Source organism: Streptomyces sp. NPDC020731 (genome assembly GCF_044334705.1).
In the GTDB taxonomy this organism is placed as follows: domain Bacteria; phylum Actinomycetota; class Actinomycetes; order Streptomycetales; family Streptomycetaceae; genus Streptomyces.
The window spans coordinates 79,413-95,182 of sequence record NZ_JBIRTN010000019.1; the positions used below are offsets into that span (position 1 = coordinate 79,413).

The 15,770-nt window shown below is 72.3% G+C and carries 14 protein-coding genes; 11 read left to right on the forward strand and 3 right to left on the reverse strand.

Annotated features, from left to right (window positions below):
- The first annotated feature begins 34 nt into the window (after positions 1-34).
- The 4 genes from ACH4VX_RS27070 (at position 35) to ACH4VX_RS27085 (ending at position 2,969) form a co-directional block, all read left to right on the forward strand.
- Entirely contained in the window at positions 35-499 is a 465-nt protein-coding gene (locus ACH4VX_RS27070) for a hypothetical protein (protein ID WP_398370855.1), read from the forward strand.
- A gap of 132 nt (positions 500-631) precedes the next feature.
- Positions 632-1,717, forward strand: coding sequence for a GNAT family N-acetyltransferase (locus tag ACH4VX_RS27075; protein WP_398370856.1), 1,086 nt, complete (start codon positions 632-634; stop codon positions 1,715-1,717).
- A 51-nt stretch (positions 1,718-1,768) separates the two neighbouring features.
- Positions 1,769-2,335, forward strand: a complete 567-nt coding sequence (locus ACH4VX_RS27080; protein WP_398370858.1) for a DUF2269 domain-containing protein — start codon at positions 1,769-1,771, stop codon at positions 2,333-2,335.
- 190 nt (positions 2,336-2,525) lie between these two features.
- Positions 2,526-2,969 (forward strand): ATP-binding protein, encoded by a 444-nt coding sequence (locus ACH4VX_RS27085; protein WP_398370860.1) that lies wholly within the window; start codon positions 2,526-2,528, stop codon positions 2,967-2,969.
- Positions 2,970-2,997: 28 nt separating this feature from the next.
- Here the strand turns inward: ACH4VX_RS27085 and ACH4VX_RS27090 are convergent, their stop codons facing one another.
- The gene (locus ACH4VX_RS27090) at positions 2,998-3,126 is read right to left on the reverse strand and encodes a hypothetical protein (protein ID WP_398370862.1); all 129 of its coding nucleotides are present in this window, start codon (positions 3,124-3,126) and stop codon (positions 2,998-3,000) included.
- A 133-nt stretch (positions 3,127-3,259) separates the two neighbouring features.
- Between ACH4VX_RS27090 and msrA the strand changes: the two genes are divergently transcribed.
- On the forward strand, positions 3,260-3,772 hold the full coding sequence (gene msrA, locus ACH4VX_RS27095) for a peptide-methionine (S)-S-oxide reductase MsrA (protein ID WP_398370863.1): 513 nt from the start codon (positions 3,260-3,262) through the stop codon (positions 3,770-3,772).
- A gap of 44 nt (positions 3,773-3,816) precedes the next feature.
- Here msrA and ACH4VX_RS27100 read toward each other — a convergent pair whose 3' ends face one another.
- Entirely contained in the window at positions 3,817-4,290 is a 474-nt protein-coding gene (locus tag ACH4VX_RS27100; RefSeq protein WP_398370865.1) for a carboxymuconolactone decarboxylase family protein, read from the reverse strand.
- A gap of 176 nt (positions 4,291-4,466) precedes the next feature.
- On the opposite strand from ACH4VX_RS27100, the gene ACH4VX_RS27105 reads away from it, so the two are divergent.
- Positions 4,467-4,691, forward strand: a complete 225-nt coding sequence (locus tag ACH4VX_RS27105; protein WP_398370867.1) for a hypothetical protein — start codon at positions 4,467-4,469, stop codon at positions 4,689-4,691.
- Positions 4,692-4,715: 24 nt separating this feature from the next.
- Here the strand turns inward: ACH4VX_RS27105 and ACH4VX_RS27110 are convergent, their stop codons facing one another.
- A complete protein-coding gene (locus tag ACH4VX_RS27110) occupies positions 4,716-7,265 on the reverse strand; it encodes a discoidin domain-containing protein (protein ID WP_398371004.1) in 2,550 nt (849 codons plus the stop codon).
- A 551-nt stretch (positions 7,266-7,816) separates the two neighbouring features.
- On the opposite strand from ACH4VX_RS27110, the gene ACH4VX_RS27115 reads away from it, so the two are divergent.
- The 5 genes from ACH4VX_RS27115 to ACH4VX_RS27135 all read left to right on the forward strand — a co-directional run bounded on the left by ACH4VX_RS27115 (position 7,817) and on the right by ACH4VX_RS27135 (position 15,751).
- The gene (locus tag ACH4VX_RS27115; RefSeq protein ID WP_398370869.1) at positions 7,817-10,093 is read left to right on the forward strand and encodes a catalase; all 2,277 of its coding nucleotides are present in this window, start codon (positions 7,817-7,819) and stop codon (positions 10,091-10,093) included.
- A 493-nt stretch (positions 10,094-10,586) separates the two neighbouring features.
- Positions 10,587-11,768 carry a spore photoproduct lyase family protein gene (locus ACH4VX_RS27120; RefSeq protein WP_398370870.1) on the forward strand — a complete coding sequence of 394 codons (1,182 nt, stop codon included), beginning with the start codon at positions 10,587-10,589 and terminating at the stop codon, positions 11,766-11,768.
- A gap of 80 nt (positions 11,769-11,848) precedes the next feature.
- Complete coding sequence (locus tag ACH4VX_RS27125; RefSeq protein WP_398370872.1) at positions 11,849-12,703, forward strand: ABC transporter ATP-binding protein; 855 nt, start codon at positions 11,849-11,851, stop codon at positions 12,701-12,703.
- Positions 12,700-13,680 carry an ABC transporter substrate-binding protein gene (locus tag ACH4VX_RS27130; protein ID WP_398370874.1) on the forward strand — a complete coding sequence of 327 codons (981 nt, stop codon included), beginning with the start codon at positions 12,700-12,702 and terminating at the stop codon, positions 13,678-13,680. Before ACH4VX_RS27125 ends, ACH4VX_RS27130 begins: the two co-directional genes overlap by 4 nt.
- 4 nt (positions 13,681-13,684) lie before the next feature.
- The gene (locus ACH4VX_RS27135) at positions 13,685-15,751 is read left to right on the forward strand and encodes an iron ABC transporter permease (protein WP_398370875.1); all 2,067 of its coding nucleotides are present in this window, start codon (positions 13,685-13,687) and stop codon (positions 15,749-15,751) included.
- The last annotated feature ends 19 nt before the right edge of the window (positions 15,752-15,770 follow it).

Below are 15,770 nucleotides of genomic sequence, written 5' to 3' on the forward strand. Positions count from 1 at the left end.
CACCCCCGCCGGACGCACGCCGAAGAGGTGACCGGTGCGGTCTCGATGGGCAGCGGCAGTCGTACTGCTGGCCTCGGTGCTGCTCCTGACCCTGTGCCCCCCGGCGCCGGCAGCGGACCGGCCCGCCCCGGCGCACCCCGCGGCACAGCGGCACCAGCCGGCGGAGGCCCGGCACGACGAGCCGGCCGAGGCAGTGCCGGAAACCGTCGGAGCGCTTGAGGCTCTCGGAGCGCTTGAGGTCCTCGGAGCACCCGAGGCCGTCGGTGAGCCCTTCCCCGGCGAGGGCGACGCCTCGCTCCACCGGCCCGTCGCCCGTCCGCCGAGGGCCTCGGGGGCGGCCGGGGCGACCGGCCCCGCCCACCCGACGGCCGGCACCGCGTCGACGGCCACCGCGCGGCGACGATCCGCTCCCCGGCCGTACCCGCTGGGACCGCCGCAGGGCAGGGGCCCGGCCGACCCGGCCCCCGGCGCCGCCTGCCTGCAGACCTTCCGCTGCTGAGCGACCGCGGTACCGCCCAAGGCCTGCGCCGTGCGGCCGGGTACTGCCCGCCGCGTGCTCCCCGAGCCGGTCCACGGTGACGAGCAGGTCTTCTCGTGTCCCGGAAACCGTGACGACACAGGAGGCACACACATGCAGGGAAAGCGCGTTCTCGTGGTGCGGCCCGACGAACTCGGGCCGAGCGAGCACAAAACGTGGAGACACCTGCGCGCGGAGTCCGGCGCGCCGGAGAACCCGTTTCTCGATCCGGCGTTCACCACGGCCGTCGGACAGGTCAGGCCCGGCGCCCGGGTGGCCGTCCTGCAGGACGACGGAACCCCGGTCGGCTTCCTCCCGTACGAGAAGGGGCCGCTGGGCCAGGGCCGGGCCATCGGTCTCGGGGTGTCGGACAGCCAGGGCGCCGTCCTGCGCCCCGGTATCCGGCTAGACCCGCGCACCCTGCTCGTGGCCTGCGCGCTCTCCTCGTGGGAGTTCGACAATCTGGAGGCCGGTCAGCACCTCTTCGTGCCGCACGCCGTCGAGGAGCTCACCAGCCCGGTGATCGACCTCGACCGGGGATACGAGCACTACACCGACGGGCTGCGCGCCCGGTCCCCCGGCTTCCTCAAGCAGACCCTGGCCAAGGAACGCAGGCTCGCCCGGCAGGTCGGCGAGGTCCGGTTCGTGTACGACGCCCGGGACCCGGAGGCCTTACGGGCGCTGATGCGCTGGAAATCCGCCCAGTACCGGCGGACGGGCCGCCGGGACCGGTTCGCCCAGCGCTGGATCACCCGGCTGGTGGACCTGCTCGCACACGGCGACGATCCCGAGTGCCGCGGACTGCTCTCCGTGCTGTACGCCGGCGACCGCCCCGTGGCCGCCCACTTCGGCCTGCGCTCGGCCACGGTGCTGTCCTGGTGGTTCCCCGCGTACGACCGTGACCACGGCCGGTACTCACCCGGACTGGTGCTGCACCTGCGGATGCTCCGGGCGGCCGCCGCCGACGGTATCCGCATGGTCGACCTGGGCAGCGGCCCCGCCCGCTACAAGGACTCCCTCAAGACCCGCGAACTCCCGGTCTACGAGGGCGCCGTGGTGTGCCCGGGACCGGGCGGGGCCGTGTACCGGCTGGGCCGGGAGCCGGCGCGGGCCGCCCACCGCTTCGTGCGCGGCCGTCCCCGGCTGGCCGACGCGGCCCGGCGCACCCTGACGGGGATGGGCCGGCTGCGCGAGCGCTGACCGCGTCCGGCGTACGCCGACGTCAGCAGGCGGGGTTACTCCCGCCGTCGGATGTCCGCGCGGCCCGGGCCCGGCACCGTGGGTCGGGTGAAACTCAGCCGCCCCGCACGCCGGGCCCACCTCGTCGTCCATGTCCTCGCCTCCGCCGGCTGGCTCGGACTCACCGTCGGGCTGCTCGCGCTCGGCGTCACCGCGAACACCACCGGGTCCGCGGCCGTGGTGGAGGCGTCCGTCCGGGCCATGAAACTCTTCGCGGACCGGCTCCTGCTGCCGATCGCCCTCCTGACGCTCCTCAGCGGTCTCGTCCTGTCCCTGGGCACTCCCTGGGGACTGGCGAGGCACCGCTGGGTGTGGACGAAGTTCTGGCTGACCCTGGCCACGACCACCGCCACGGCCCTCGCGCTGCGGCCGGGCGTGAACGCGGCCGCGGCGGCCGTCTCCGCCGGGCACTCCCTGCCCGACGGGGGCGACGTCCTGATGGGGCCGATCGTCTCCCTGACCGCCTACGTCTTCATGACGGTGATCTCGGTCCTCAAGCCGTGGGGGCCGACCCGCCGCGGCCGGCGCCTCCGTGCGGCCGCCCGGGGGACGGGGGTGGCCGAACCGGCGCGCCTCTGATCACGGGCACGTCCCGGGGCGCGCATTCATCACCGCGCTGACCAGGCAGAACCCACCGGTCACCGCCGTGCGGCGGGCTTCTCGGCGACCACGGCCCTCCGATGTCGGAGGCACCTGTCACACTTCAGTGGCGTGCGGGGGAGCGATGCGGGTAGTCGCGCGGTGTGATCGGTGAGTGAAGGCGGACCGGATGGAACCAGTTCCAGTCGACGAGGGGGCCACGGTGCCAGGCGCACCGCGACTGCGGGCTTCGTACACCCTGGACGACGACGGCACCTGGATAGCCCAGGCACGTCATCTCGCCGCCGCGTTCCTGACCCGGGCGAGGGCGGAGGACGGCCTCCTGGTGTCGACCCGCGCGGTGGAGATCACCCAGCTCGTGGTCAGCGAGCTGGTCACCAACGCCCGCAAGTACGCTCCGGGCCCCGTCGGCCTCGACCTGCGGGTCGCCGGCGATGCCGTCGAGGTGATCGTCCGGGACGGCAACCCCGCGCCGCCGGTGGCCCGGGACGCGGACCCCGGCCGGGTGGGCCAGCACGGACTGGAGATCGTGATGGCCGTGGCCCAGACCCTGGACGTACGGCAGGAGCCGGCCGGCAAGAGCATCACGGCCCGCATCTCGCTCCTCGCCTGAGCCCGCCGAGCCCCGGGGGCCGGAGGATTCACTCGCCGTCCCCGGCCGGCAGCGGCTGTTCCGTCCGGATGACCTCGCCGTTCGCCGTGTACCGCGTGCCCCGGCGTTCGGCGAATCCGGCGACGAGGAACAGTCCGCCATGTCCCTTTTCCGGCACCGCCGCACGGGCGGGCGCGAACGCGTCGGTACGCCGCTGCCCGAAGGAGGCGGCACGGCCGGAACAATGGGGTCGCCGGTGCGGTTCTCACTGATGAACGCCGCAGGACACGTGGGAGAAGGGCGAGACGAAGATGACGACGAACGAGGAGAGGGCGCTGCTCGCGGGCGGCTGCTTCTGGGGCATGCAGGAGCTGATCCGCACGTTCCCGGGTGTGCTGACCACTCGGGTGGGCTACAGCGGCGGTGACGTGCCGAACGCGACGTACCGCAACCACGGCACCCACGCCGAGTCGATCGAGATCACCTACGACCCCGCCGTCACCGACTACCGCACGATCCTGGAGTACTTCTTCCAGATCCACGACCCGAGCACGAAGAACCGGCAGGGCAACGACATCGGGACGAGCTACCGCTCCGCCATCTTCTACGTCGACGACGAGCAGAAGCGCGTCGCCGAGGAGACGATCGCCGATGTGAACGCCTCGGGGCTGTGGCCGGGCGCCGTGGTGACCGAGGTCGTGCCGGCCGGACCGTTCTGGGAGGCCGAGCCGGAGCACCAGGACTACCTCCGGCGTTACCCGGACGGCTACACCTGCCACTTCCCGCGGCCCGGCTGGCGGCTGCCGAAGCGCGCGGAGGCCTGACGGACGCCCGCCCCGGCCCACCGGGCCGGGGCGGGCGCGGCCGGTCAGCCGAACTGGCCGGGCCGGTAGTCACCGGCGGGCTGCTGGTTGATGACGTTGACGCGGTTGTAGGCGTTGATGACGGCGATCAGCGAGATCAGGGCCACGAGCTGGTCCTCGTCGTAGTGCTTGGCCGCGTTCGCCCAGGCCTCGTCGCCGACGCCACCGGCCGCGTCGGCGAGCCGGGTGCCCTGCTCCGTCAGCTCCAGCGCGGCCCGCTCCGCCTCGGTGAAGACCGTGGCCTCCCGCCAGGCGGCGACCAGATGGAGCCGGACCGACGTCTCCCCGGCCGCGGCGGCGTCCTTGGTGTGCATGTCGGTGCAGAAGCCGCAGCCGTTGATCTGGCTGGCGCGGATCTTCACCAGCTCCTGGGTGGCGTGCGGCAGCCCGGAGTCCGCCACCGCCTTGCCCGCCGAGTTGATGTGCTTCAGCACCTTGGCCGCGAGGGGGTTGGCGAAGAAGTCGAGGCGCGCTTCCATGATGACCTCCTGGTCGGTTCCTGTGGTTACGCAGCACTGACGGACGGGCTCCCCTTTGTGTGACCGGAACGGGAGTGTGACCTACGTCTCTCTGTCGGGTGACGCCGCGCAGCGTGCCGTTCCCGGGGCACCGGACGACCGATAACCTGGCCGGATGGACGGGGAGCGGAGCGTCGGTGAGTGAGCGTCGGGAACGCGACTGGACGGACATGACGCCCGGGGACTTCGACCTCGACGCTCCGCTGTGCCTCAACGTGGGAACCGGCCCCGTCGCGGTGCCGGCCGAGCCGGACGAGTACGGCACGGCGCCGCTGTTCGGGGAGGAGACCCCGGTGCGGGGCCCCGGCCCGCGCCGTACCCCGCGCCGGACCGCCCCCGACGAGCAGGGGCAGTTGTTCTGAATCCGGCACGGGGCACTGTCACGCTCAGGGGAACTGCGTGACCTTGGACGGGACGGTGTCCGTCCCCGACGTCGGGGAGCCCGTGTCGTTGATGACGTGACGGTACTGCCCCTTGCCGCCGAGGGAGATCACCTGCAGGTGCCGCATCCTGATGCCGGGCTTCACCGGCACCTGGAATCCGTGGTGCTGCACGATGGTGTCGTCGGACGTGTAGTTGCAGTAGCTGCCGAGTGCCCAGGCCTCGTGTTCGTTCACCGAGTCGGCGACCTTGTAGGCCGCGTATCCGACGATGCCGTCATGGGTGATGGCGGCCTCGTTCGGGGCGTCGTACGCCTTCTCGTTCTGGAAGAAGATCGTGCGGCCGCGTTCGCCGTTCCAGAGCACGTCGTACTTGTTGAAGTGCTCGACGAACAGGCCCGTGGTGAGGACGTCGTCGCCGTTGACGCGCAGTCCGTAGTCGGCGCGGTTGGTCTCCCAGCCGACGCCCTCACCGTGATCGGCGCGCCAGATCCAGGTGTGGTCGACGATCACGTCGTCGCTGTTGACCACGACGGAGTCGGTGGCCCGGCCAGGACCCGCGCCGCCGATGCGGATGAACACGTCCTGCATGGTGGTCGGGTTGGCGGAGTGGTCCGCCGAGGAGCCCGGCTGACCGATCCGCAGCAGCGTGTCCGAGTTGACCGGACCCGCGTCGATCAGGAAGCCGGCCAGCCGGACGCCGTCGACGTCCGCCACGTGCATGGCGTCGATCCCGTTGTCCGGGATGACCGTCGCCAGACCGAGACCGAGCACCACGGTGTCGGCACGGTCCACCTCGATGGTCCGGTCGATGTGGTAGACGCCGGGTGTGAACAGCAGGTTGAGGCCCTGGTCGAGCGCGGCGTTGATGGTAGCGGCCGTGGCACCGGGCTTGACCACGTAGAACCGGTCGAGCGGCAGCGAGGTGCCGCCCGCGTTGGCCGGCCAGGACACACCGCGCGCGTTGGTGCGCTTGGCGGGAACGAACACCTTGTACTCGTTGCCGTCCAGGTACAGGAACGGCTTCTCACGGGAGATCGGAGTGGTGTCGAACGTGGTGTACGGGCCGGTCTCGAAGTTGCCCGCCGGAGCGCCCTGGACACCCGTGAACGTCATGTTCCACACGCCGTTGGTCCAGCCGCCGACGGAGCTGTCCCGCGTGTACCACTGCTGCTGGGAGTACGGGCCGACGGTGCCGTCGATCTTCGAGTCGGCGATGTAGCCGCCGGAGGCCCAGCCGTAGCCGTCGGGGGCGAGGTTGAGTCCGCCCTTGACGTGGATCCGGCGGAACGGAGCGGCCTGGGCGACCGCCCAGCGGTCGGTGCCGTTGACGGGGTTGATGGCGAGGTTCTCCGCCGAACGCCAGAAGTTCTGCGTGGCGTTGCCGTTGAACCAGCCGGCGTCCACGGTGATGTCGCCGTTGATCTGGACGTCGTCGGGGTTGAGCCCGAGGCCCGAGACCGAGGTGTAGAAGCCGAGTTGGGCGTTGATGTCGTCGTACGTGCCCGGCTTCAGCAGGAACTGGTAGCGCCCGCTGCCGAACTGGTTCGTCTCCTGCTGGGCGAAGACCTGGTCGAACTTCTGCTGGAGGTTCGGCGTCGACGGGTCCACGACGATGACGTTCGGACCCAGGTCGCCGCCGCCCTCGATCGGACCGCCGCCGCCGTCCGACGTGGTGTGCACGGCGACCTCCCACAGGGAGTAGCCGTAGCCGGTGCCGCGGGCCGTGCCGAGGACGCGGACGTACCGGCCCTCGCCGCTCACCTCGTAGGAGGCCCGGCCCCCGGTGGCGCCGGTGACGGACTTGAGCGTGGTCCAGTTCCGCCCGTCGGCGGAGGCCTCGATCCGGAAGTCCTTGGCGTAGGCGGCCTCCCAGTTCAGATCCACCGCGCACAGGTCGCGCACCGCGCCCAGGTCGACCCGCACCCACTGCGGGTCCGAGGCCTGGCTCGACCAGCGGGTGCCGGCGTCACCGTCGAAGGCGGCGGAGGCTGGGGTGCCCGCGTTCTCCGTGGAGGAGGCGGAAGCGGGCCTGCCCCGGGCGGCGTCGGCCGTGCCGCAGGAGGCGGGCGGGTTGCCGCCGGTGGTACCGAAGACCTGGAACTCCCACAGCGAGTAGCCCCACGCGGTGGCCCGGTCCAGGCCCTGCATCCGGACGTAGCGGGCCTGCCCCGACACGTCCACGGTGTCGACGCCGCCGTCGCTCCCGGTCACGGTCCTGGCGTCGGCCCAGTCGCCGCCGTCCCCCGAGAACTGGATCTTGTAGTCCTTGCCGTGGGCGGCCTCCCAGTTCAGGACGACCCGGGTGACGGACGCCGTGGCGCCGAGGTCGACCTGCAGCCACTGGTCGTCGCTCGCCGCCGACGACCACCGGGTGCCCGTGTCACCGTCCACGGCGCCGCTCGCGGGTGTGCCGGCGTTCTCGGTCGAGGAGGCGGTGGCCGCCCTGCCCTGGGACAACGGGGTCTCGGCCGCGGTGGCCGGGGCCTGGGCGGCGGGCAGGGTGACGAGTGCCGCCGTGGCGACGAACGCCGCACCCAGGGCTCTGCGTCTCAGGCGGCTCAAGTGCTTCATGTGTCTCATGCGTCAGCCTTCTGCCGGTGCGATGTGGGGTTGCGGGCGAGCCCGCGTGCGGGCGGGCCGGGCCGTCCGGGCGGCGGATGGTGCGGTGGCGCTGCTCTCTGTGTGTGAGGGCATGCCGGAGGACTGAACGCGGCCCCGCGACCGCTTAGTTCAGGCTTTGATTTAAGTGGTGAGACATTGTGTGGGCAAGCCCCCGGACAGGAATTGGTGAGCGTGCGCCCGTCGGTGCGGCGGCATACCGGACCGAATCCGCATGCCTTGACCACCGGGCCGGGGGTACGCGGGCGGGGCGGTCGGATCCGGCGGGGAGGAACGGAGAGGGAAGTGCGGGTGTGGCGCTTCGGGGCGGGGGCGGGGATTTCACCCCATCGGCGGGTGCCCGCTGCGAGGGTGTGCCCGCCATGAGACGTTGACGGCACCCGATGCCCTTTTCGATCGCCTTGTCCCCTTGGATCGCCCGCAGTCGGCAACTGAACGCGCGGCCACCCGTACGTGGCCGGTCTGAAGCGGAGGAGTGTCACCCCATGAGCGAGGCCAACCCCGTCAAGCGGGCAGCGAAGAAGATCACCGAAAAGCTGCAGGACGACGGATCGGCCCCGGCCGACGGCATTCCCGGACGGCCGGGCTCCCGGCCGCCGTCCGTGGCCGAGCCGACCGAGCCCCGCGAGCCGCTGCCGCCGAAGCCGGACCAGAGCGGCCCGGCCACCGTGTCGCCCACCGGCCAGCCCACCGGTGCCGACCAGGCCAGGGTGGCGCAGTCCGGGAGCTATCTGACCAACGCGCAGGGCACCCGGCTGTACGACACCGACCACTCGCTCAAGGCGGGTCCGCGCGGTCCCGTACTGCTCCAGGACCACCACCTGCGCGAGAAGATCATGCACTTCGACCACGAGCGCATCCCGGAGCGCGTGGTCCACGCCCGCGGCGCGGGCGCGCACGGGGTCTTCCAGAGCTACGGCACGGCGGCCTCCGTGACCAAGGCGGGGTTCCTCGCCGCGGACGTCGAAACGCCGGTGTTCGTACGGTTCTCCACCGTGGTCGGCTCGCGGGGTTCCGCCGACACCGTGCGCGACACCCGCGGTTTCGCCACGAAGTTCTACACCAGTGAGGGCGTCTTCGACCTGGTCGGCAACAACATCCCGGTCTTCTTCATCCAGGACGCCATCAAGTTCCCCGACGTCGTCCACGCCGCGAAGCCGCACCCCGACAGGGAGATCCCGCAGGCGCAGAGCGCGCACGACACCTTCTGGGACTTCGTCTCCCTGCACACCGAGGCGACCCACCACACCCTCTTCTTCATGGGCGACCGCGGCATCCCGCGTTCCTTCCGGATGATGGAGGGCTTCGGCGTCCACACCTTCCGGCTGGTCGACGCCGAGGGCGGCACGACGCTGGTGAAGTTCCACTGGAAGCCCAGGCTGGGCGTGCACTCCCTGGTGTGGGACGAGGCGCAGACGATCAACGGCGTCGACCCGGACTTCCACCGGCGGGACCTCGCCGACGCCATCGAGGCGGGCGCCTACCCGCAGTGGGAGCTGGGCATCCAGACCTTCCCCGACACTCCGGAGCAGACCTTCGAGGGCATCGACCTGCTGGACCCGACGAACATCGTGCCCGAGGAACTCGCCCCGGTGCAGCCGGTGGGGCTGATGACCCTCAACCGGAACCCGTCCAACTTCTTCGCCGAGACGGAGCAGGTCGCCTTCCACGTCGGTCACCTCGTACCCGGGATCGACGTCACCGACGACCCGCTGCTCGCGGGACGGCTGTTCTCGTACCTGGACACGCAGATCACGCGCCTGGGCGGCCCCAACTTCCCGCAACTCCCCATCAACCGGCCGCAGGCACCGGTCAACGACATGCTGCGCGACGGCATGCACCAGACGGCGGTGCACCGCGGCGTGGCCCCCTACCGGCCCAACTCCCTCGACGGCGGCTGCCCGTTCACCGCGGGCGCGGACACGAGCGCGTTCATCGAGGCGCCGGTGACCGTCCCGGAGGGGCGGAAGGTGCGCGAGGCGCCGGAGTCGTTCGCGGACCACTTCAGCCAACCCCGCCGGTTCTGGCTGAGCATGAGCCCGGTGGAGCGCGAGCACATCATCGGCGCCTACACCTTCGAACTGGGCAAGTGCTACGAACAGGCCATCAGGGAACGGACCCTTCAGGTCCTGGCCAACATCGACCCCGAGCTGTGCGCCGGTGTCGCCGAGGGGCTCGGCCTGCCCGCGCCGGGGCCCACCGTGCCGCTCGCCGACGTCGAACCGAGCCCGGCCCTCTCGCAGATCGGGGGGACCTGGCCGGTGGACGGGCGTGTCATCGGTATCGTCGCCGGCCCGGACGGCGACCTCGACGGCGTCCACGCGGTACGCGACGCGGTGCTCGAGGCGGGCATGGTCCCGCTGGTCGTGGCGCCGACCGGCGGCACGCTCGGCTCGGGCGACTCGGCCCTGACGGTCCAGCGCACCTACGTCACCGCGCGTTCCGTCGAGTTCGACGCCGTACTGCTGGCCGGGGTACCGGCCATGGGCGACGACCTGCCCGGCGTGCGCGACGGCAAGGGCGCGCCCTCCGCCGTACAGCCGGCGACCGACCCGCGGATCGGCCTGCTGCTGACCGAGGCGTTCCGGCACGGCAAGGCGATCGGCGCGTGGGCGGGCGGCGAGGCGGCCCTCGAAGTGTCCGGCGTCCCCACCGACGCCCCCGGCATCGTGGTCGCCGACTCCGGCCCCACCGCCCTCGGCCAAGTCCGCGAGCTGCTGGCCTCGCACCGGGTCTGGGAACGCTTCACGACCCGGGCCTGACCCCCGGCCCCGACCGCCGGGGAGTTCCCGGCGGTCGGCCGGGCCCCGTCGCGCCGGGTGACGTGCCGCCGGCGCCCGTGCGGTGGTGTGAGAGCGGTCGGGCGTACGGGCAGCCCGGTGTGGTCGGCCCGGTCGCGGTGAGAGCATGTGCTGCCCGCCGCCTGTGCGCCTGTGCGCCTGTGCGGGGAAGCGGACGGGCTGCGGCGAGCCCCGGGCGGTGGGCTCGGCCCGGTCGTGGTGGGGGTTTCCGTCACCGTTGTCCGTGCAGCCGCGGGGGCGGTCGCCAGTGAGTTCTCGGCGGTCGGCCCGGCCCGGTCGTGGTGAGGGCGCCTGCCACCCACCGCCCGTACGGCCGGGCGGGGGCCGGTGACCTGCGGTCCGGTCGGGCGCGGCGCGTCGGCTCGTCGCCGTACAGTGGGAGGACGGCCGGATTCCGACGGAACCGGTCGGCGGGCACCCGCACCGCATCCCCGCCCGAGAAGCCGGTCAGTACATGCGCCATCGTCCTTCCCCGTCCCACGGCCCGCAGGAGCCGCTCTTCGGCCTCGACGAGTTGCCGGTGGCACCGGCGGCCGAGCCGGCGCCGTCCACTGCCGCCTTCCGGGACTCCGCGCAGGCGCGTCGGCTTCTCGCGATCCGGGAGATCCACGCCGAACCGGCCGCTGCCGCCTCGCCCCGCGGGCGGCAGATCCTCGCCCGGTTCCCCGGGGCCCGGCTGATCGAGGTGGACTCCCACTGGCGCGTCCCCGAGCTGCACGGCAACGAGGGCAGCGCCGACCGCTGGATGCGGATCAAGCGCGAGACCCTCGTGCTCGGCGTGAAGAAGACGCTCACCACGCGCCCCAACGGCCGCTCCGCCGACTGGATCGCCCCCGGCCCGTCCAACGGCTGCGCCCTGTCCTGCGTGTACTGCTACGTACCCCGCCGCAAGGGCTTCGCCAACCCGATCACCCTCTTCACCAACATCGACGGGATCATCGCCCACCTCGGGCGGCACGTCGCGGCACAGGGCCCCAAAACCGAGCCCAACCAGTGCGACCCCGAAGCATGGGTGTACGACATCGGTGAGAACGGTGACTGCTCCGTGGACGCCCTCGTCTGCGACAACACCGCCGACCTGGTCCGCGCCTTCCGCGACTGGCCCACCGCGAAGGCGTCCTTCGCGACCAAGTTCGTCAACCCCGACCTGCTGGAGCTCGACCCGCGCGGCCGCACCCGTGTCCGGTTCTCGGTGATGCCGGCCGATGACTCACGCCTGCTGGACCTGCGCACCAGCCCGGTCGACCGGCGGATCGCCGCCGCCACGGACTTCCTCGACGCCGGGTACGAGGTGCACTTCAACCTCTCGCCCGTCGTCGTCCGCCCCGGCTGGCAGGACGCCTGGGCCGAGCTGCTGCGGCACATGGACGACGTACTGCCCGAGCGCGTGAAGCGGCAGGCCCGCGCCGAAGTCATCATGCTCACCCACAACGCGGACCTGCACGAGGTCAACCTTCGCTGGCATCCGCGAGGCGAGGACGTGCTGTGGCGGCCCGTCGCGCAGGAGACCAAACGCTCCCAGAACGGCGCCCTCAACCTCCGCTACCGCGCCGGCATCAAGCGCCGAGCCCTCGCGGACCTGCGTGAACTGATCGCCCGGCACACACCGTGGCTCGGTATCCGCTACGCCTTCTGACGGACCGACAGAAACCTGTTCCGGCTTTCCCGCAGGTCACCCCCTGATAACGAGAATTAAGGGTAGGCTAACCTTGCCTTGTGATTCCTGCTGAAGAGGCGGCCCTGGGCCCGCGTGGCCATCAACTGTCGGCCACCGATGTGACCGTGGCGTACGACGGCGCCGACGTCGTGCACGACGCGGCGCTGACCCTGCGGCCCGGCGAAGTGACCGCCCTGGTGGGCCCGAACGGCAGCGGCAAGTCGACCCTGCTGCGCACCGTCGCCCGGCTGCAAAGGCCACGCAGCGCCACGCTCACGATCGACGCCGGCACCGACGCGCTGGCCCTCGGCCCCCGGGAGTTCTCCCGCCGCGTCGCCCTGCTGCTCCAAGGACGCCCCACCCCCAGCGGTCTCAGCGTGCGGGACGTCGTGGAGTTCGGCCGCTATCCGCACCGCGGCCGGTGGGGTGGCACGGACCCCGGCGGCCGCGCCGCCGTGGACCGCGCCCTCGCCCTCACCGGCGTCGCCGAACTCGCCGAGCGCGGAGCCGAACACCTTTCGGGAGGACAGCTCCAGCGCGTGTGGCTGGCCGGCTGTCTCGCCCAGGAGACCGGCGTCCTCCTCCTCGACGAACCGACCACCTACCTCGACCTGCGCTACCAGGTCGAACTCCTCGACCTCATGCGCGACCTGGCCGACGAGCACGGCATCGCCGTCGGCGTCGTCCTGCACGACCTCGACCAGGCGGCGGCCGTCGCGGACCGGATCGTGCTGCTCGCGTCCGGACGCGTCGTCGCCGAGGGTCTGCCCGAGGACGTCCTCACCCCGGAGCGCCTGACCGAGGTCTACGGCATCCGCATCGAGGTCGACACCGATCCCCTCACCGGCCGGCTGCGTACCCGTGCCCTCGGCCGTCACCACACCCGAAGCGAAAGGCTCAGCACCACCTCATGAGACGCCTCCTGCTCACCGCGCCCCTGGCCACCGCCGCCGCTCTCCTGCTGGCGGCCTGCGGCACCACCGAACCCGCCGCCGACGACGACGCCAAGGAGTCCGCGCAGGCCATCACCCTCACCGACGCCACCGGTGCGAAGGTGGAACTCGACGGACCCGCCAAGAAGGTCGTCGGCACCGAGTGGAACGTCGTCGAGCACCTGGTCTCCCTCGGCGTCGACCCGGTGGGCGTCGCCGACGTCAAGGGCTACAAGACCTGGAACGCCGCCGTCCCGCTCAAGAACGAGCCCAAGGACATCGGCACCCGCGGCGAGCCCAGCATGGACACCATCGCCTCGCTCGAGCCCGATCTCATCGTCGCCACCACCGACCTGAAGCCCGACGCCGTCAAGCAGTTGCGCAAGGTCGCCCCGGTCCTGGAGGTGAAGTCCGCCGACGCCGCCGACCCGATCGGGCAGATGCTGAAGAACGTCGACCTCATCGCCGAGGCCACCGGCACCACCGAGCGCGCCGCGACCCTGAAGAAGGACTTCGACACCAAGCTCGCCGAGGGCTCGAAGGCCCTCGCCGACGCCGGCCTGGACGGCGCCGAGATCGCCTTCGCCGACGGCTACGCCGCCTCCAACCAGGTCTCCGTCCGCCCCTACACCTCCGGTTCGCTCATCGGCGCCGTCAACGAGCGGCTCGGACTGAAGAACGCCTGGAAGCAGAAGGGCGACGAGGCCTACGGCCTGGCCGCCACCGACGTCGAGGGGCTGACCGACCTGGGGAAGGTCCAGTTCGTCTACATCGGCAACGACGACGACGCGACCAGCGACCCCTTCGGCAAGGAGCTCGTCGAGAACTCCGTGTGGAAGTCGCTGCCCTTCGTGAAGTCCGGTGACGTCCACCGCATCGACGACGGCATCTGGATGTTCGGCGGCACCGGCTCGATGGAGGCGTACACCGACTCCGTCGTCGCGGCGCTGACGAAGTAGCACGATGGCCGTCACCGCCACCACTCCCACCGCCCGTCCGGCGACGGTGTCGTCCCGGACGGGCGCGGCCGCGGTGACGACCGCGCTCGTGCTCCTGGTCGCGGCCCTCGCCGTCGTCGACATCACCCAGGGCACGGCCGCGGTCGGCCCGGCAGAGGTCCTCAAGGCCCTCACCGGGCAGGCCGACGCGGCCGACGCGTCGGTCGTCATCGCCTCACGACTGCCCCGGATGACCGCCGGGCTCCTCGTGGGCGCGGCCCTCGGCATGGCCGGCGCCGCCCTGCAGGCCGTCAGCCGCAACGTCCTGGCCTCCCCGGACACCCTCGCGGTCAACGCGGGCTCCTACCTCGCCCTCGGCCTCGCCTCCGTGGCCGGGGTGTCGCTGCCGCTGCTCGCCTCCTCGGGCGTCGCCTTCGCCGGTGGACTCGTGGCGGCGGCCGTCGTCCTCGGACTGTCGGGGCTCGGCGCGGGTACCGTACGGCTGGTGCTCGCCGGCACCGCGCTCGCCCTCGGCCTCACCGCCGTCACCGAGGGGCTGCTCCTGCTGTTCCCGCAGGAGACCGAGGGCCTCTACCAGTGGAACCAGGGCAACATCGGCCAGAACGGCTTCGACGGTGTCCTCCAGATGCTGCCCGTCGCCGTCGTCGGACTCGTCGGCCTGCTGCTCATCGCCCGCCGGGTCGACGCCCTCGCCCTCGGCGACGACGCGGCCCGCGGACTCGGCGTCCCGGTGCGGGCCACCCGCGTCACGGCCGTCGTCCTGGCGACGCTGCTGTCCGCGGCGGCCGTCACCCTGGCCGGCCCGATCGGCTTCGTCGGCCTGTGCGCCCCGGCCCTCGTCCGCCCGCTCGCCCGATGGGCCCGGGGGATCCTGCGGCTGCGGAGCGCCGTGCCGGTCGCCGGACTCGCCGGCGCCGCACTGGTGCTCGGGGCGGACGTGCTGCTGCGTACGTTCGTCGACTCGGACACCGCGGTCGCCGTCCCCACCGGTGTGGTGACCAGCCTCGTCGGCGCGGTGTTCCTGGTGGTGATGGCGGCCCGGCTCCGCGACACCGCCGGTGCCGCCGCGCCGGACAAACTGCGCATCCGCAGCCGCGCCGTCTTCCTCACCACCCTCACCGTACTGTCGGTCGTCCTGGTCGGCGTCACCGTCGCCGCCGTCCTGCTGGGCGACAGCAAGCTGCTGCTGGGCGACGTGGTCAACTGGGCGCAGGGCAGAGCGGGCAGGACCGTCTCCTTCGTGCTGGACACCCGTATGCCCCGGGTGGCCGCCGCGCTCCTCGCCGGAGCGGCGCTCGCACTGGCCGGAACCCTGGTGCAGGCCGTCACCCGCAACCCGCTCGCGGAACCCGCCGTCCTGGGCGTCTCCGGCGGTGGCGCGCTCGGCGCGGTGATCCTCGTGACCACGGTCCCCGTCGTCGGAGGGTGGGGCGTCGCCGGGGCGGCCTTCGCGGGATCCGCGGTCGCCGCGGCCGTCGTGTTCGGCCTCGCCGCGCGCGGGGGCTACCAGCAGAACCGGCTGGTGCTCGTCGGCATCGGTGCCGCGACCGCGACAACGGCCCTGATCAGCCTGCTGATCGTGCTCACCGACCCGTTCAACGCGACCAAGGCCCTCACCTGGCTGTCGGGCTCCACGTACGGCCGGACCATGCCCGACGTCCTTCCCCTCGCGGCCGTCCTCGCCGTCGGCGTCGTGGTGGCCGGCGTGCGGCACAGGGAACTCGACCTGGTCTCCCTCGACGAGGACACCCCCCGGCTCCTCGGACTCGACCTGGCGCGCGGACGGCTGGGCTTCCTCGTCCTGAGCGTGCTGCTCACCGCCACCGCCGTCGCCGCCGCGGGCACCATCGGCTTCGTCGGCCTGGTCGCCCCGCACGCGGCGCGCGCCCTCGTGGGACGGCGGCACACCCGCATCCTGCCGGTCGCGCTGCTCCTCGGCGCCGTGCTGGTGTGCACGGCCGACCTGTTGGGCCGTACCGTGATCGCCCCCGCCCAGCTGGGCGCCGGCCTGATGACGGCCGTGATCGGCACGCCGTACTTCCTGTACGTGCTGGTGCGCAGCCGCCGGTAGATCCGCGCGGCGATCGCCG